General features: G+C 41.9%; 16 protein-coding genes. 15 read left to right on the top strand and 1 reads right to left on the bottom strand.

All coding sequences use genetic code 11. The features are described 5' to 3' along the window. The 15 genes from HMPREF2704_RS08990 (at position 1) to HMPREF2704_RS08920 (ending at position 16978) form a co-directional block, all read left to right on the top strand. Positions 1–930 carry an ROK family protein gene (locus tag HMPREF2704_RS08990; protein ID WP_070846327.1) on the top strand — a complete coding sequence of 310 codons (930 nt, stop codon included), beginning with the start codon at positions 1–3 and terminating at the stop codon, positions 928–930. Between the two features lie 60 nt (positions 931–990). Then, the gene (gene dprA, locus HMPREF2704_RS08985; RefSeq protein ID WP_070450001.1) at positions 991–1839 is read left to right on the top strand and encodes a DNA-processing protein DprA; all 849 of its coding nucleotides are present in this window, start codon (positions 991–993) and stop codon (positions 1837–1839) included. Between the two features lie 86 nt (positions 1840–1925). Then, positions 1926–4013, top strand: coding sequence for a type I DNA topoisomerase (gene topA / locus HMPREF2704_RS08980; protein ID WP_070846326.1), 2088 nt, complete (start codon positions 1926–1928; stop codon positions 4011–4013). Between the two features lie 106 nt (positions 4014–4119). Further along, positions 4120–4797: a SatD family protein gene (locus tag HMPREF2704_RS08975; RefSeq protein ID WP_070846324.1), complete on the top strand. Its 678-nt coding sequence runs from the start codon at positions 4120–4122 to the stop codon at positions 4795–4797. Then, positions 4781–5485, top strand: a complete 705-nt coding sequence (locus HMPREF2704_RS08970) for a DUF3307 domain-containing protein (protein ID WP_070673953.1) — start codon at positions 4781–4783, stop codon at positions 5483–5485. The genes HMPREF2704_RS08975 and HMPREF2704_RS08970 overlap by 17 nt, the downstream gene beginning before the upstream one ends. A gap of 154 nt (positions 5486–5639) precedes the next feature. Then, positions 5640–6974, top strand: coding sequence for a methylenetetrahydrofolate--tRNA-(uracil(54)-C(5))-methyltransferase (FADH(2)-oxidizing) TrmFO (gene trmFO, locus HMPREF2704_RS08965; protein ID WP_024055751.1), 1335 nt, complete (start codon positions 5640–5642; stop codon positions 6972–6974). A gap of 93 nt (positions 6975–7067) precedes the next feature. Further along, a complete protein-coding gene (locus tag HMPREF2704_RS08960; protein ID WP_070465931.1) occupies positions 7068–7895 on the top strand; it encodes an alpha/beta hydrolase in 828 nt (275 codons plus the stop codon). 37 nt (positions 7896–7932) lie between these two features. Continuing rightward, positions 7933–8673, top strand: coding sequence for an esterase family protein (locus tag HMPREF2704_RS08955; protein WP_070846322.1), 741 nt, complete (start codon positions 7933–7935; stop codon positions 8671–8673). Between the two features lie 21 nt (positions 8674–8694). After that, positions 8695–9861, top strand: coding sequence for an ATP-grasp domain-containing protein (locus HMPREF2704_RS08950; RefSeq protein WP_070846320.1), 1167 nt, complete (start codon positions 8695–8697; stop codon positions 9859–9861). A gap of 219 nt (positions 9862–10080) precedes the next feature. Beyond that, positions 10081–11049 carry a thiamine pyrophosphate-dependent dehydrogenase E1 component subunit alpha gene (locus HMPREF2704_RS08945; RefSeq protein WP_070846577.1) on the top strand — a complete coding sequence of 323 codons (969 nt, stop codon included), beginning with the start codon at positions 10081–10083 and terminating at the stop codon, positions 11047–11049. Between the two features lie 16 nt (positions 11050–11065). Then, positions 11066–12058 (top strand): alpha-ketoacid dehydrogenase subunit beta, encoded by a 993-nt coding sequence (locus tag HMPREF2704_RS08940; RefSeq protein WP_070846318.1) that lies wholly within the window; start codon positions 11066–11068, stop codon positions 12056–12058. 329 nt (positions 12059–12387) lie between these two features. Then, on the top strand, positions 12388–13431 hold the full coding sequence (locus HMPREF2704_RS08935; RefSeq protein ID WP_070846316.1) for a dihydrolipoamide acetyltransferase: 1044 nt from the start codon (positions 12388–12390) through the stop codon (positions 13429–13431). Positions 13432–13472: 41 nt separating this feature from the next. Next, entirely contained in the window at positions 13473–15179 is a 1707-nt protein-coding gene (lpdA, locus tag HMPREF2704_RS08930; protein WP_070846314.1) for a dihydrolipoyl dehydrogenase, read from the top strand. 58 nt (positions 15180–15237) lie between these two features. Continuing rightward, positions 15238–16227, top strand: a complete 990-nt coding sequence (locus tag HMPREF2704_RS08925; RefSeq protein ID WP_024055033.1) for a lipoate--protein ligase — start codon at positions 15238–15240, stop codon at positions 16225–16227. A 109-nt stretch (positions 16228–16336) separates the two neighbouring features. After that, positions 16337–16978 (top strand): hypothetical protein, encoded by a 642-nt coding sequence (locus HMPREF2704_RS08920; RefSeq protein ID WP_070846312.1) that lies wholly within the window; start codon positions 16337–16339, stop codon positions 16976–16978. Positions 16979–17064: 86 nt separating this feature from the next. Here the strand turns inward: HMPREF2704_RS08920 and xerS are convergent, their stop codons facing one another. Then, on the bottom strand, positions 17065–18135 hold the full coding sequence (gene xerS / locus HMPREF2704_RS08915; protein ID WP_070846310.1) for a tyrosine recombinase XerS: 1071 nt from the start codon (positions 18133–18135) through the stop codon (positions 17065–17067). Between the last annotated feature and the right edge of the window lie 156 nt (positions 18136–18291).

Raw genomic sequence — 18291 nt, 5'->3', positions numbered from 1 at the left:
ATGCTATTTACCATCGATATCGGAGGGACCTTTATAAAGTACGGTCTGATGGATGCAGACTATCAATTGATCCGTACAGACAAGATCCCAACACCATCTACGATTGAGGACTTTTGGCAAGGATTAGAAGGAATCGTTGCTCCTGTACGGGAAGAAATCGAGGGAATCGCCATTTCATGCCCTGGTGAGATCCAAAAGAGCCTTGGCTTTGTCTTTCGAGGTGGTCTCATTCCATATTTACGAGGCATTCCTCTAGCAAGTAGACTCGAACAAACATTTCAAGTTCCCGTCACTGTTCTCAATGATGGAGAATCCGCAGGTTTAGCGGAAGCAAGGCTTGGCAATCTAAAAGATTGTTCTTGCGGTGCGACCTTGGTCTTAGGGACAGGAGTCGGCCTTGCTCTTCTTTCTAACGGTGACCTGTTGAGAGGATGGCAACTGACAGAATACATTCGGTCTATTGATAAGGCAGAAAGAACACCAGAAAATCGCCGCTTTCATCGCGGACTCTTTTTGCAAGGCATTTCCAATCTTTTGGAAAACACAGGTTCAGCTGTTCAATTTGTTGAGAAAGCTAGTCACATCTTGAACTTAGAAAAGGCAGATGGTATAGCTGTTTTCAAAGCTCTTGATCAAGAGGGCAACGAGGAGCTGACATCCTTGTTTCAGGAGTATTGTCATGATATTGCTATTCTGATTTTTAATCTTCAATCTTTGCTCTTGCTTGAAAAGGTGACGATTGGAGGGGGCATTAGTGGTCAACCACTACTGATCGATGAGATCAGTCGACAATACCATGACCTGCTCTCTCAAAAAGGGTATAAACAATTTGAGGCCTTGCCCATTCAAGCGGCTCGCTTCCACAATGAAAGCAACTTGATTGGTGCTGCATCTTACTTTTATTCTTCGACACATCAAAAAAAGTTCTAGAAATAGAGCTTTTTTCTTTTCTTTTTCGAATAAATAAGTGAGAGGAAGTAGAAGGTGACCATGGAGAAATTTGAAATCTTTAAATTAAAAGAAGCCGGTTTATCAAATGAGCAAGTCTTGAGAGTTTTGGTCTACTGTAGAAAAGACCAAGCCTTACCAAGCTTAGAAGAGATAGCAAAAATCGCTCGCTGTCGCAGTATCCTTCATTTTGTAGACAAATACCGGCAACTGGATGAAGAGCATTTACACAAGGAGTTTGAACGGTTCCCATCTCTATCCATTTTTGATCCTGAATACCCTGAGGAATTGCTACAGATCTACAATCCTCCTGTACTCCTTTTTTACCAAGGGGATTTGCAACTGTTAAGCAAACCGAAGATTGCAGTTGTTGGAGCTCGCGAGACCACGCGAGAAGGGGTTCGTTCTGTAGAGAAAATTATTAAGGAACTTGGGAATGAACTGGTCATTGTTAGTGGACTTGCAAAGGGGATTGATGCGACGGCGCATTATGCCAGCATTCGCAATGGTGGCAAGACCATCGGAGTGATTGGAACAGGACTGGATGTCTCTTATCCTAAGAGCAATCAAAGACTGCAGGCACATATGGGGGAACACCATCTGATCTTGAGCGAGTACGGTCCAGGGCAGGCACCACTTAAATTTCATTTTCCTGAGCGAAACCGCATCATTGCAGGCATCTGTCAGGCTGTGATTGTGGCAGAAGCTCGACTCCGTTCAGGGAGTTTGATTACTTGTGAGCGTGCTATGGAAGAAGGCCGAGACGTTTTTGCTATTCCAGGAAACATTTTAGATGGAAAATCTGCAGGCTGCCATCACCTGATTCAAGAAGGTGCAAAGCTTGTCACATCAGGACAGGATATTCTTGATGAATTGAAATACGAATTGTGATTTTCCTATAGGAGAAGTTCCTAGTTGACATCTTTCTTAAAATGTATTAAACTCAATGAGATTTATACAATACAGAGGGATAAAACGTGGTAACAAAAACAAAAAGGAAAAGTAGTACAACCAAGAAAAATTTGGTGATTGTGGAGTCTCCTGCTAAGGCCAAAACAATCGAAAAATACCTTGGTCGTAATTACAAAGTCATGGCTAGTGTTGGTCATATTCGGGACCTGAAAAAATCAACCATGTCGATCGACTTCGACAATAACTATGAACCGGAGTATATCAATATTCGCGGGAAAGGTCCCTTGATCAATGATTTGAAAAAAGAAGCTAAAAAAGCTAAGCAAGTCTTTCTCGCAAGTGACCCGGACCGTGAGGGAGAAGCTATTTCTTGGCATTTAGCACATATTTTGAACTTGGATGCCAAAGAAAAGAACCGTGTGGTCTTTAACGAAATCACCAAGGATGCAGTAAAAAATGCCTTTAAAGAACCGCGCCAAATCAATATGGACTTGGTCGATGCCCAACAAGCACGTCGGGTCTTGGACCGGATTGTAGGGTATTCTATCTCGCCTATTCTTTGGAAAAAGGTTAAAAAAGGACTTTCTGCAGGGCGGGTGCAATCAGTTGCCCTCAAATTAATCATTGATCGTGAAAATGAAATTAATGATTTCAAGCCGGAAGAATACTGGACCATTGATGGTGTCTTCAAAAAAGGGACCAAGCAATTCCAAGCCAGCTTCTATGGGATTGATGGCAAGAAGATGAAGCTCAACACCAATGAAGAGGTGAAAGCTGTTCTTGAACGCTTAGATGGCAAAGATTTTACCGTTGAAAAGGTGGAAAAGAAAGAACGTCGTCGGAATGCGCCACTTCCCTACACCACCTCTTCCATGCAGATGGATGCTGCCAATAAGATCAACTTCCGTACGCGTAAGACCATGATGGTCGCCCAGCAGTTGTATGAAGGAATTAATATTGGCTCTGGTGTTCAAGGTTTGATTACCTATATGCGTACCGATTCTACACGGATCAGTCCAGTTGCGCAAAATGAGGCAGCGAACTTTATCGTGGATCGCTTCGGTGAGAAATATTCCAAGCATGGAAGCCGCGTGAAAAATGCTTCTGGTGCCCAAGATGCCCACGAAGCGATTCGTCCATCCAGCGTCTTCAATACTCCTGAGAGCATTGCCAAGTACCTCGACAAGGACCAGCTCAAGCTCTACACCTTGATTTGGAACCGCTTTGTAGCTAGTCAAATGACTGCAGCTGTCTTTGATACCATGAATGTCCGTTTAGGTCAAAATGGGGTTCAGTATACGGCAAATGGAAGCCAGGTGAAATTTGATGGTTATTTGGCGATTTATAACGACTCAGATAAGAACAAGATGTTGCCGGATATGGTAGAAGGTGATATCGTCAAGCAAGTCAATAGCAAGCCGGAACAACACTTTACCCAACCACCTGCTCGATATTCTGAAGCAACCTTGATTAAGACCTTGGAAGAGAACGGTGTTGGACGACCTTCAACCTATGCACCGACGATTGAGACCATTCAAAAACGCTATTATGTCAAGCTGGTAGCCAAACGCTTTGAACCAACGGAATTAGGGGAGATCGTTAATAAACTGATTGTTGAATTTTTCCCAGATATTGTCAATGTGACCTTCACAGCTGAGATGGAAGGGAAACTCGATGATGTCGAACTCGGAAAAGAAGAGTGGCAAAAAGTCATTGATGCCTTCTACAAACCATTCTCTAAAGAAGTCGCCAAGGCTGAAGAAGAGATGGAAAAAATCCAAATCAAAGACGAACCAGCTGGTTTTGATTGTGAAGTCTGTGGCAGCCCGATGGTGATTAAATTAGGACGTTTTGGTAAGTTCTATGCTTGTAGTAATTTCCCAGATTGTCGCCACACCCAAGCCATCGTTAAGGAAATTGGGGTGGAATGTCCAGACTGTCACCAGGGACAAATCATCGAGCGTAAAACCAAACGAAATCGTATTTTCTATGGCTGTAATCGCTACCCAGACTGTGAATTCACTTCTTGGGACAAGCCAATCGGCCGTGACTGTCCAAAATGTGGTCACTACTTAGTTGAGAAAAAAGTTCGTGGTGGTGGGAAGCAAGTCGTATGTAGCAATGGGGACTACGAAGAAGAAAAAGTGAAATAATCTTTTAAATGATTTAATGTCTATTATAACGGCAATTTTTATAAATGTCTGTTATAATAGACATTTTTGTTTTTTTTCGTTATAATAGACACAAGGAGGTGGGCTTATGTATCTTGCTTTGATTGCAGATGTCATTGATTCCAAAATGGTTCAAGAACGTTTTGACCTGCAAAAACAGTTAGAAAATACGCTTCAAAAGATCAATGAGCTTTTTAAAGACTGCCTAGCATCGGCTTTTACCTTAACTTTGGGTGATGAGTTTCAAGCACTTTTGAAAGTGGATGCTCCAGTTTTTCAAATCATCGATACCTTACGTTCAGAACTAACCCCTACACAACTTCGTTTTGGTATTGGCCTCGGGGAGATTGTAACGGATATCGATCCCCTGCAAAGTATCGGTGCAGATGGACCAGCCTATTGGAATGCGCGTGCAGCTATTAATCTGGTTCATCAGAAAAATGACTATGGCAATACACAGATTTATTTTTCAAGCGGGAAGGAAAACCAAGACTTTTTTGTAAACTCCCTCATCGCTTCTGGAGAAGCCATTCGTTCAGGTTGGCGGGATAGTCAGGAGGAGATCTTGCTCAATCTTCTAAAGAGATCCGTATATAGCGAGTCCTTTAGTCAGCAGGATTTGGCTCAATCACTAGCTATCAACCCAAGTGCTCTCTCTAAACGGTTAAAGAGTAGTAGTATCCGTGTTTATTTACGGGGGAGAGCAGCTGCCCTGGCTAGTATACAAAGCACAGTGAAAGGAGAGAAAGATGAGCGGATTGTCTAGTATCGTAGTGAATCCATACTTGATTCTCTTGTTGATTTGTCATTTACTATCAGATTATTATTTTCAAAGCCAAAAGATGGCGGATCGTAAGGATCAGGATAAGAAGGTGCTAGGGCTTCACATTCTATATGTAGCTCTGCCTCTGATTGTGGTTTCCCTCTGTCATCTGGACTTGTGGTGGATTTGCTTGGTCATTTTACTAACTCATGCTGGAATAGATTTCTTAAAACCGATCGTGCAGAAGCAATTGAAATTACCAAAAGCATGGACTTTTGCCTTGGATCAAGTCTTGCATATTGGCATCTTGACGTGTCTAGTCCTTTTAGGAGCGAATAATGGTTCGACCTATCTGCCTCTGGACACTTTAAATCTAATCTTTTATGTCCTCCTAGTTGGGAAACCGAGCAATATTGCCTTTAAAATTCTGTTTGCCAAGTATCAACCCACCAGCAAGAAGAAAATGGATACGATCACTGGGGCTGGTTCCATGATTGGCTTTTTAGAGCGTTTGGTGATTGGTGCCTGTCTGGTCTATGGGCAATTTGCTTCTATCGGCCTAGTATTTACAGTCAAATCCATCGCCCGCTATAATAAAATTTCGGAGAATCCAGCCTTTGCGGAGTATTACTTGATCGGGTCCTTGTTCAGTATCCTATCTGCCCTCTTAGGAGCTTGGTTGTGTTTATAAGAAAATAATTAGTTAAAGTCTAGACAGGAAGGAAAAGCCTCCCTGTCTTTTTACTTGGCTTTTTGGTATAATGGACCAAGTAGAAAATTAGAAAGATTTGTGGGTGTCTAACAGTTCAGTGAGGTGTTTTGATACCCAAAGAGGTATTAGTGTCATGTCTCAATCTTATATCAATGTGATCGGCGCGGGCCTTGCAGGCTCAGAAGCAGCTTACCAGATTGCCCAACAGGGAATTCCGGTCAAGCTTTATGAAATGCGGGGAGTCAAATCTACTCCGCAACATAAAACAGACAACTTTGCTGAGCTAGTTTGTTCCAACTCTCTTCGTGGGGATTCTCTCACCAATGCTGTCGGGCTCCTCAAAGAAGAAATGCGCCGTCTGGGTTCTGTCATCCTTGAAGCAGCGGAAGCGACTCGTGTACCAGCCGGTGGAGCACTTGCTGTGGACCGAGAAGGTTTTGCTAGTCGAGTGACGGAGAAGGTGTCCCAACACCCGCTCATTGAAGTCATTCGCGATGAAATTACGGAATTGCCGACAGATGCCATCACAGTGGTCGCAACAGGGCCTCTAACCAGCGATGCCTTGGCGGAAAAGATCCATGCCCTTAATGGTGGCGATGGTTTCTATTTCTATGATGCAGCAGCTCCTATTATCGATGTCAATACTGTCGATATGAACAAGGTTTACCTCAAGTCTCGTTATGACAAGGGAGAAGCGGCCTATCTCAACTGCCCAATGACCAAACAAGAATTTATGGATTTTCACGAGGCCTTGGTCAATGCAGAAGAAGCCCCGCTCAACTCTTTTGAAAAAGAAAAGTATTTCGAAGGTTGTATGCCAATTGAAGTCATGGCTAAACGAGGCGTTAAAACCATGCTCTATGGTCCTATGAAGCCAGTTGGACTCGAGTATCCGGATGATTACAAAGGACCTCGTGATGGGGAGTTTAAGACGCCTTACGCAGTCGTTCAGCTTCGCCAAGACAATGCGGCGGCTAGCCTCTACAATATCGTTGGCTTCCAAACTCACCTTAAATGGGGTGAGCAAAAGCGGGTCTTCCAAATGATCCCTGGTTTAGAAAATGCGGAGTTCGTTCGTTACGGCGTCATGCACCGCAATTCTTACATGGACTCGCCAAATCTCCTCGAGCAAACCTACCGTTCTAAGAAACAACCAAACCTCTTCTTTGCAGGGCAAATGACAGGGGTAGAAGGCTATGTCGAGTCGGCAGCTTCAGGATTAGTTGCCGGGATTAATGCAGCTCGTCTCTTTAAAGGTGAAGAAGCAGCTGTGTTCCCTGAAACAACAGCTATCGGAAGTCTGGCTCACTATATCACCCATGCCGACAGCAAGCACTTCCAACCCATGAATGTCAACTTTGGAATTATCAAGGAGCTAGAAGGACCACGTATTCGAGATAAGAAAGAACGCTATGAAAAAATTGCCGAACGTTCTTTAGAAGATTTGGCCCAATTTATGGAAAAATAGTATATGAAGTGAAAAAGTTTGGAGAAAATCCAGACTTTTTCTTCTAAAAATGGTATAATGAATAAAATTTAGAATATAGAGAGTTTTCTGACAATGAACAAATCCTATTTTTATTTAGATATGAAGACACACGAGTTGAAAGTGCCTTATACCGGAAAACTCCGTCGTGTGAGAGTCTTATTACCTAAGAATTATGAAACAGATACCGATCGACGCTATCCTGTTGTCTATTTTCATGATGGCCAGAATGTTCTCTATAGCAAGGAAGCTTTTGCAGGTCATTCCTGGAAGGTGATTCCAGCCATTAAGCGGAATCCTGATATTAGCCGCATGATTGTCGTTGCTATCGATAATGATGGTTTCCAACGCATGAATGAATACTCTGCCTGGAAATACAAGGAATCTAATATTCCTGGAATGCAATTTGGTGGCAAGGGCGTTGAGTACGGAGAGTTCGTTATGGAAGTGGTCAAACCTTTCATTGACCAAGAATACCGAACGCTTGCTGATCGAGAACATACAGCCATGATTGGTTCTTCCTTGGGTGGAAATATTACCCAATTCTTGGGCTTAGAGTACCAAGATCAAATCGGTTGTTTAGGGGTCTTTTCATCCGCTAACTGGCTGCACCAAGATGCCTTCAATCATTATATCGAGCGTAAAAAATTATATGCAGATCAACGCATTTACATCTATGTGGGGACGGAAGAGGCTGATGATACCGATAAAACCCTAATGGCAGGGAATATCAAGCAAGCCTATATTGACTCATCTCTTCGTTACTATCATGATGTCATTCAACAAGGAGTAGCTTTAGAAAATATCGCTATTCGGATTCAGTCTGGGGCTATCCACCATGAAGAAGCCTGGGCAGAGCATTTACCGGAATGTCTTCGTTTCTTAGCAGAGAAGTGGGACTAAAGCTTTTAAAGTTTTATAATAAAGAAAGAGGGAACCTATGAATATTGAACATCTAAGCCACTGGAGTGGCCAACTTAACCGCGAAATGTATCTAAACCGTTATGGACATGCAGGGATTCCTGTAGTAGTCTTTGCTTCATCAGGGGGAAGCCATAACGAATACTATGACTTTGGTATGATTGATGCCTGTGCTCAGTTCATCGAAGAAGGACGGGTTCAATTCTTCACTCTTTCGAGTGTAGACAGTGAAAGCTGGCTTTGTGATTGGAAAAACCCACACGATCGAGCTGAAATGCATCGCGCTTATGAACGCTATGTGATTGAAGAAGCCATTCCTTTTATCAAACACAAAACAGGCTGGTTTGACCCGATGATGACAACTGGCTGTTCTATGGGAGCTTACCACGCGCTCAATTTCTTCTTGCAACATCCAGATGTCTTCAACAAAGTGATTGCCTTGAGTGGTGTCTATGACGCTCGTTTCTTTGTTGGTGAGTTTGGTGGGGATGAAGCTATTTACCAAAACTCTCCATCTGATTATATCTGGAACCAAAATGATGGCTGGTTTATCGATCGTTACCGTCAGGCCGAAATCGTTGTTTGTACTGGTTTAGGAGCTTGGGAACAAGATGGACATCCATCTTTCTACAAACTGAAAGAAGCCTTTGATCACAAAAATATTCCTGCATGGTTCGCTGAATGGGGACATGATGTTGCCCACGATTGGGAATGGTGGCGCAAGCAAATGCCATACTTCCTAGGCCAAATGCATCTTTAAGTAAAAAGGGAGGAGACCTCAATGAATTATATCGTTATTTCACCATATTACCCACAAAACTTCCAACAATTTACAATTGAATTGGCTAATAAAGGGATCACTGTTTTGGGAATTGGTCAAGAGCCATATGAACAGTTAGATGAGCCTTTGCGCAACAGCTTAACAGAATATTTCCGAGTTGAAAATTTGGAAAATCTAGACGAAGTGAAGCGAGCAGTAGCCTTTCTTTTCTACAAACACGGGCCAATCGATCGCATCGAATCCCACAATGAATACTGGTTGGAATTGGATGCGGCGCTTCGGGAGCAATTCAATGTCTTCGGTGCCAAACCAAAAGATTTGAAGAAAACCAAGTTTAAATCAGAAATGAAAAAACTCTTCAAGAAAGCTGGAGTCCCAGTCGTTCCGGGTGCTGTGGTTAAAACAGAAAAAGACATTGACAAGGCTGTGAAGAAGATTGGGTTGCCATTGATTGCTAAGCCTGATAATGGAGTGGGAGCAGCAGCGACCTTTAAGATCGAAACGCCAGAAGATGTGGACCATTTCAAGGCTGAGTGGGATGGCCATACAGAGTACTTCTTTGAGAAATTTGTCACTTCTAGCGAGATTTGTACCTTTGATGGTCTGGTCGATCGCGATGGTAATATTGTCTTTTCGACTACTTTTGACTATGCCTATACGCCACTCGATTTGATGCTCTACAAGATGGACAATTCTTATTATGTCCTCAAAGAGATGGATCCAAAATTGCGTCAATACGGGGAAGCCATTGTCAAAGCTTTTGGCATGAAGGAACGTTTCTTCCACATTGAGTTCTTCCGCGATGGGGATGACTATATTGCGATCGAGTACAATAATCGCCCTGCAGGTGGCTTTACCATCGATGTCTACAATTATGCTCATTCCATCGACTTGTACCGAGGTTATGCTGCCATCGTAGCAGGAGAACCTTTCCCAGCTTCTGAGTTTGAGCCCCTTTATTGCTTGGCAACTTCTCGCCGTGCCAATGCAGCCTATGTCCTTTCAGAGGAAGAAGTTCTGGCTAAATACCGTGATCAATTCCGTGTGAAGAAAGACATGCCTGCTGCTTTTGCTGAGCTTCAAGGTGATTACCTTTACATGTTAACAACGCCTAGTCGTGAAGTATTAGAACAAATGATTCATGACTTTGGTCAACGCCAATCATAAGATAACGACCGGTAGGATAGGATCCTATCGGTTTTTTATATTTTAATGCAATCTCATGAAAGAAAAGTTTGTGAAATAGTTTATTTTAAGTTGAAAATGCTTATAAAACCTTCCTCCAAGGTATATAGTTTGTGAAATCATTTGAGCATTATTTTTGACAGTGCTTTCATTTTTGGCTAGAATAAAAGAGAATGAATAAATGCTAAGAAAGGCGAAATGATGGCAACATTAGATAAAAGTCTCTTATTGGAAATGTTCCGTAAAATGGAAGAAATCCGTCGCATGGACTTAAAAATTGCACAGTTAGTAAAAAAAGGGAAAGTGCCAGGAATGACGCACTTTTCTGTTGGGGAAGAAGCGGCTAACGTTGGAGCGATGTTGGCTTTAAACGACGATGATTTGCTGACATCAAATCACCGTGGTCACGGACAAGCGATCGCTAAAGGTATCGACCTGAATGGCATGATGGCTGAAATCCTAGGCAAGTATACTGGTACTTGTAAAGGGAAGGGAGGCTCTATGCATATCGCTGACCTTGATGCTGGTAACCTCGGTGCCAACGGGATCGTCGGTGGTGGTATGGGGATTGCTGTAGGGGCTGCCCTTACTCAACAAATGCATAAGACTGGTAAGATTGTTGTCTGCTTCTTTGGGGATGGTGCAACCAATGAAGGTGTCTTCCACGAAGCGGTCAATATGGCTTCCATCTGGAACCTACCAGTAATTTTCTACTGTATTAATAATGGTTACGGAATCTCTGCTGACATTAAGAAAATGACCAATATCCAGCACATTCATGAGCGTAGTGCTGCTTACGGAATTCCAGGAATGTTTATTCCTGATGGTAACAACGTCATTGATGTCTATGAAGGATTCCAAAAAGCTGTTGAACACGTCCGCTCCGGTAAAGGTCCTGTCTTGATCGAAAGTGTCACCTATCGTTGGCTTGGTCACTCTTCATCTGACCCTGGTAAATACCGGACTCGTGAAGAAGTCGAAGAGTGGAAGAAAAAAGATCCAATCGAAAACCTTCGCAAGTATCTCCTTGAAAATAAAATTGCGAGCGCAGAAGAATTGGATCAGATCCAAGAAGAAGTGAAAGAAGCAGTGGAAGCTTCAGTGAAATTTGCGGAAGAAAGCCCATTCCCTCCACTCGAATCAGCTTTCGAAGATATTTACGCAGACTAAGGGGGAGTAGAGAATTATGGAAACAAAATTAATGTCTTTCCGCGATACCATTATCCTTGCTATGTCTGAGGAAATGCGTCGCGACGAAAATGTATTGTTGATGGGGGAAGATGTCGGAGTTTTTGGTGGAGACTTTGGTACTTCCGTAGGGATGCTAGAGGAATTCGGTCCAGAACGTGTTCGTGACTGTCCAATTTCGGAGGCTGCTATCTCAGGTGCTGCAGCTGGTGCAGCCATGACCGGACTTCGTCCAATCGTTGATATGACCTTCATGGATTTCTCAGTGATTGCTATGGATGCTATCGTCAACCAAGCTGCGAAGACGCGCTACATGTTTGGTGGAAAAGGGCAGGTACCGATGACCATTCGCTGTGCTGCCGGTAACGGAGTTGGATCTGCAGCCCAACACTCCCAATCTTTGGAATCATGGTTTACTCATATTCCTGGTTTGAAAGTTGTTGCTCCTGGTACGCCAGCGGATATGAAAGGACTTCTCAAGTCATCGATCCGTGATAACAACCCCGTTATCATTCTTGAGTACAAATCAGAATTCAATCAAAAAGGGGAAGTGCCTGTTGATCCCGACTATACCATTCCACTTGGTGTCGGAGAAATCAAACGTGAGGGTACTGATGTCACTGTCGTAACTTACGGGAAAATGCTTCGTCGTGTCATGCAAGCAGCTGAAGAATTAGCTGAAGAAGGCCTTTCAGTAGAAGTAGTAGACCCACGTACCTTGGTTCCACTTGATAAAGAGATTATTATTAATTCTGTTAAGAAAACAGGAAAAGTCGTCCTTGTCAATGACGCCCATAAAACAAGTGGTTATATCGGTGAAATCTCAGCTATCATTTCTGAATCAGAAGCATTTGATTATCTGGATGCACCCATCCGTCGTTGTGCAGGGGAAGATGTGCCAATGCCTTATGCACAAAACCTTGAGAATGCAATGATTCCAACAGTTGAAAGCATCAAAGATGCCATTCGGAAAACGTATAATAAAGAATAAGACATAATTTAAATTATGTAGTATCTATTAAATCAGACGAAGAAACTTTGTATCTATCGATGCAAAGTTCTCTGCGTCCTTGATATCTTAGATTAGAGTACGGGCTAAAAGCTCGGAAAAAAGATAAATCTCCTTGACTTCATCGAAGTCTGCGTTGATTTCCTATTTTTCGGTCGCTTTTAAACGCCCTTTGCATCTTGTAACTGAATCCGGACGGAGGACTGTGAAAAAAAGATAGATTTCCTTGTGTTCATCGAACACAGCGTCAATCTCCTATTTTTTCTTTGTCCTCTACGTCCTTGATATCTTATAATAGAATAGGAGAGGTCATGGCTGATGATAAGCTAAGAGCGACTCCTGCGGCTAGAAAATTAGCGGATGATCTAGGGATCAACCTCTATGATGTTTCTGGTTCAGGCGCAAACGGTCGTGTCCACAAAGAAGACGTGGAAACATATAAAGACACAAATGTGGTTCGCATTTCACCACTTGCAAAACGAATTGCTTTAGAACACAATATTGCTTGGCAAGAAATCCAAGGAACAGGTCATCGTGGCAAGATCATGAAGAAGGATGTCCTTGCTTTCCTTCCTGAGAATATTGAGAAGGATACCATTAAGTCACCTGCTCAAATTGAGAAGGTAGAAGAGGCTCCTGATAATGTAACACCTTATGGGGAAATCGAGCGAATTCCGATGACACCAATGCGTAAGGTGATTGCTCAACGGATGGTGGAATCTTATTTGACAGCACCAACCTTTACATTGAACTATGACGTTGATATGTCTCAAATGTTGGCCCTTCGTAAGAAGGTATTGGATCCAATCATGGAAGCAACTGGCAAGAAAGTCACTGTAACAGATTTGCTTTCTCTTGCGGTTGTTAAGACCTTGATGAAACACCCATACGTCAATGCGTCATTGACGGAGGATGGCAAAACCATCATCACTCACAACTATGTCAACTTAGCTATGGCGGTTGGGATGGACAATGGGCTGATGACACCGGTTGTCTATAACGCAGAAAAGATGACTTTATCAGAGTTGGTGATAGCCTTCAAGGACGTTATCGGACGTACCTTGGATGGTAAGCTTGCTCCAAGCGAATTGCAAAATTCAACTTTTACCATCAGTAACTTGGGGATGTTTGGTGTTCAATCTTTTGGACCGATTATCAACCAACCAAACTCTGCCATTCTTGGGGTTAGCGCAACTGTTGAAAAACCAGTTGTAGTTAATGGTGAAATCGTCATTCGTCCAATCATGAGCTTGGGCTTGACCATTGACCACCGCGTTGTCGATGGTATGGCTGGTGCCAAATTCATGAAAGACTTGAAAGCCTTGATTGAAGACCCGATTTCAATGTTGGTCTAATCAACGAGAGAGAATAGAAACAAGAAAAAGAGGGAAATAAAATGGCCTTAGAAGTAATTATGCCAAAAGCCGGCGTAGATATGACCGAAGGACAAATCGTTCAGTGGAATAAAAAAGTCGGCGAATTTGTAAAAGAAGGAGAAATTCTCCTTGAAATCATGACAGATAAAGTTAGCATGGAATTGGAAGCTGAAGAAGATGGCTACTTGATTGCTATCTTAAAAGGGGACGGCGAGACTGTTCCTGTAACAGAAGTTATCGGTTATCTTGGTGAAGAAGGGGAAAATATCCCAACCGCTGGAGCAGTAGCAGCAGAAGCGAGTCCAGCGCCAGCTGCAGCAAGTGCTTCAAATGATGACAATAAGAGTGATGATGCTTATGATATCGTAGTGATCGGTGGTGGACCTGCTGGTTACGTATCTGCTATCAAGGCAGCTCAATTGGGTGGTAAGGTTGCCCTTGTTGAGAAATCTGAACTTGGTGGAACTTGCTTGAACCGCGGATGTATCCCAACTAAGACTTACCTACACAACGCTGAAATCATTGAAAATATCGGTCATGCGGCAAACCGTGGGATCATCATTGACAATCCTAGCTTCACAGTAGATATGGACAAGGTTCTTGAAACCAAGAACAAGGTCGTAAATACTTTGGTTGGTGGTGTTGCAGGACTTCTTCGTAGCTACGGAGTTGATGTTCATAAGGGTATCGGTACCATTACGAAAGATAAGAATGTCTTGGTCAATGGTTCTGAATTGCTTGAAACGAAGAAGATTATCCTTGCTGGTGGTTCTAAAGTCAGCAAGATTAACGTTCCTGGTATGGAATCATCCCTTGTAATGACGAGTGATGACATCTTGGATATGAATGAAGTCCCAGAAAGCCTTGTGATCATTGGTGGTGGGGTTGTCGGTATCGAGCTTGGTCAAGCCTTTATGACCTTTGGTTCAAAAGTAACTGTTATTGAAATGATGGACCGCATTGTTCCAGCTATGGATGCTGAAGTATCTAAGAACCTTCGTTTTATCCTTGAACGTAAAGGCATGACAATCTTGACCGATACGAAACTGCAAGAAATCATTGAAGAAGATGGCAAACTCCGTATCAAGGTTGAAGGCAAAGACGATATCATCGCAAACAAAGCTCTTCTTTCAATCGGTCGTGTTCCAGATCTTGAAGGAATTGGAGAAGTTGAATTTGAATTAGACCGTGGTCGTATCAAGGTCAATGAATACATGGAAACATCTGTTCCAGGTATCTATGCGCCAGGTGATATCAATGGTACGAAGATGTTGGCCCACGCTGCCTTTCGTATGGGTGAAGTAGCGGCTGAAAATGCTCTTAAAGGAAACCACGCTGTTGCCAAATTGAACTTAACTCCTGCAGCTATCTACACACTTCCAGAAGTTGCGGCTGTTGGTTTGACAGAAGAACAAGCTCGTGAGAAATATGATGTCCAAATCGGTAAATTCAACTTTGCCGCAAACGGGCGTGCCATTGCATCAGATGCGGCTCAAGGATTTGTAAAAGTCATTGCTGACAAGAAATATGGTGAAGTTCTTGGGGTTCACATCATTGGTCCAGCAGCTGCTGAATTGATCAACGAAGCTTCTACCATCATTGAGATGGAAATCACTGTAGAAGAAATGCTCAAGACCATTCATGGTCACCCAACCTTCTCAGAAGTGATGTACGAAGCTTTTGCGGATGTACTTGGCTTGGCAGTTCACTCACCTAAGAAAAAATAAAAATAGATAGACTAGACTGGAATTATTTTCCAGTCTCTATCGTATTAGAAGGTATCTTATGAAATACATTATCAATCATTCAAACGACACTGCTTTTAATATTGCTTTAGAGGAATATGCTTTTAAACACCTTTTGGACGAGGACCAAATCTTCCTTCTTTGGATTAACAAACCATCTATTATTGTAGGACGTCACCAAAATACCATCGAGGAAATTAACCGTGACTATGTTCGTGAAAATGGAATTGAAGTAGTCCGTCGAATCAGTGGTGGTGGAGCTGTTTACCATGATTTGAACAACCTAAACTATACAATCATTTCAAAAGAAGATGAAAACAAGGCCTTTGACTTCAAAAGCTTCTCTACTCCAGTTATCAATACTTTAGCTGAACTTGGTGTTAAAGCTGAATTTACAGGCCGTAACGACTTAGAAATCGACGGTAAGAAATTCTGTGGCAATGCTCAAGCCTATATCAATGGCCGAATCATGCATCATGGTTGTCTTCTCTTTGACGTGGATTTGTCAGTCCTAGCTAACGCACTTAAAGTGTCTAAAGATAAGTTTGAATCAAAAGGGGTAAAATCAGTCCGTGCTCGAGTAACTAATATTATCGATGAGTTACCAGAAAAGATCACTGTTGAAGAGTTCCGTGACCTACTTTTGGACTACATGAAAAAAGAATATCCTGAAATGACAGAATATGTATTTTCAGATGAAGAATTGGCTGAAATCAACCGTATTAAAGATACTAAGTTTGGGACATGGGATTGGAACTATGGTAAATCACCAGAGTATAACGTCCGTCGTGGAACAAAATTCCCAAGCGGTAAGGTTGAAATTTTTGCTAATGTCATTGAATCAAAAATTCAAGATATCAAGATTTACGGTGACTTTTTCGGTATCGAAGATGTTGCAGCAGTAGAAGACGTTCTTCGTGGTGTCAAATACGAACGTGAAGATGTCCTCAAAGCATTTCAAACCATTAACCTAGGTCGTTACTTCGCAGGAATCACGGCAGAGGAAATTGCTGAAGCAGTGGTGGAATAAAGTAAAAGATATCCATTTAACATGGATATCTTTTATCTTAAACTTGATATTTAAATATCATGAGTGTACAATATAGAGGAAATCTGAACACAAAAGGGGATTATATTCGATGATGAAAGTTCCAGTGGAAAATCTTGGTCTATTTGAACAGTTAGATCGTATAGTAGTGGCTTTTTTCAGAAAGCAACAATCTTCAAGTCCTTATGATTTGAATGTCAGTATTACACAAGGACACGTTGACCAGAAAAAACAGGAGCTAGAACCATTAGGCTATCAAGCTGTCCAACTACCATTAGGAATGGCTTTAGATAACGTCATCCAGCAACCTTATTATAAAAACTTAATCATTGGTGGTCTTGCTCCTGAGGAAATAATCGTTAGCAAAGAAGAATTAATGCCTTTGAAAGATATCGTGGATAGCTTTTGTATTATGTACGCTGCAGCGAATAATAGATTGGAAAATAGTAAAGCTTATGAATTAATGAAAGATAAGACGGTTTATTTTATTGGTAAACTATTTACAGATTTTCCGAAGGCCGGTGATGAAATTGCTTATTTAGGAATTGATCGAATAGCGAGTGACGGAACACCATATGAAGCAGTTAAATGCTTTTTAACAGAAGAGAGTGCAGAGAAGTACAATGGTGAAAAAAGACCGGTCACTCCTGCAAACCTGGCTTATCTAAAATTATTTTGGGGAAAACCAGTCATTATTGAGCCACACCGTAATTATTGGATCGAATTTTTATAGAAAAAATAAAAGAGCGTAAGATACCATAAAAAAATCTTACGCTCTTTTTCTAACACTAAAACATTGCATAATTTATATTATGTATCTTATAAACTATCCAAGGCATTTTTCTGTTCGTCATTAACGATATGCGTATACAAGTCCGTTACCTGTGTGCTAGCGTGGCCTAGCTGATGACTGACTAAAACTTGGGATTTGGTTGCATCATAGAGACGAGTTGCTAATGTATGGCGTAGTTTGTGGGGAGTTACGCGGACTTTAAAGTCTACTGAATACTTGGCCACCATCTTTTCAACACTAGAAGCATCAATCCGGTTTGGAACACCTCGATACAAGGTCAGAAAGAGGGCTGTATCAGTCTTTTCTGTCTTGTATCGTTTGTCTCGAATAGCAAGATATTTCTCTAAATAAGGCTTAGCAAAGGCAGCAACATTGACTGAGTCTCGTTTTCCACCTTTTCGAGTGACGTCAATCACCATCATCTTAAGGTTGAGATCTCGAAGATCTAGGTTAACTGCTTCAGAGAGACGGACACCAGAGGCAAGAAGGAGTGCGATAATGGCTAAATCTCGCTCTTTATTCTTATTAAAGGAAGATAAGGCACGATTTGAGAGTGTTTGAGGGTATTCCTGGTCGATATAGTTAAGGAAACCTTCTGTCTCATCACCTAAAAAGAGCTTTTGCTTGATATTTTCAGCCCGAGCAGCCAAGGTTTCTTTCTTTTTCTTGGTAGCAACCTTCTTCATGACATTACGGTAGAAATAAGGTTCCCCATGCTCGTTTTCAACTTCCTCAGTCAAATACTTATACAGACTAGAAAGTGCCGAAAGGGTGCGGTTAATGGTTGTTTGAGAAACCCCGTTTTTAGTCGTATTGGCATTGAGCAGAGGACGTTCACGCAAGTAAAGGATAAAGGATTCCATGTTTTTCTTGGTCATGTGCTCCAGAACCTCTAAAGGGATATTGGCCATGGTGTCAGCATCTGATATACCAGATTCCAAGACCCAGGTGAAAAATCGATCGTATTCCTTTAAGTATTCGTATAAGGTCGTAAAACTATATGGAACGGCCAGTTTTGATTGGTAATATTCTAAGACGTACCAAGGCATGACTTGTTTGAGTTTATCAATCCGTTCTAATAAGATCTCGCGTTTCATGTTTTTCTCCAAATCTTTCTATACTAGTAGTATAGCATAGCCAGATATATTTTTCAAGAAAATTATAGTTTTTCGGAAAGATGTCATAGGGTTTATTTCATTAACTGAAAAAAATTTTAAAGATAACTAAAAATTTTTTTCGGGCGAAAATCGGTC

It is taken from the genome of Streptococcus sp. HMSC076C09 (genome assembly GCF_001837905.1).
Taxonomy (GTDB): Bacteria; Bacillota; Bacilli; order Lactobacillales; family Streptococcaceae; genus Streptococcus; species Streptococcus parasanguinis_I.
The sequence above is the reverse complement of the archived record's forward strand: the minus strand, read 5'-3'. Positions and strand labels throughout refer to the sequence as shown.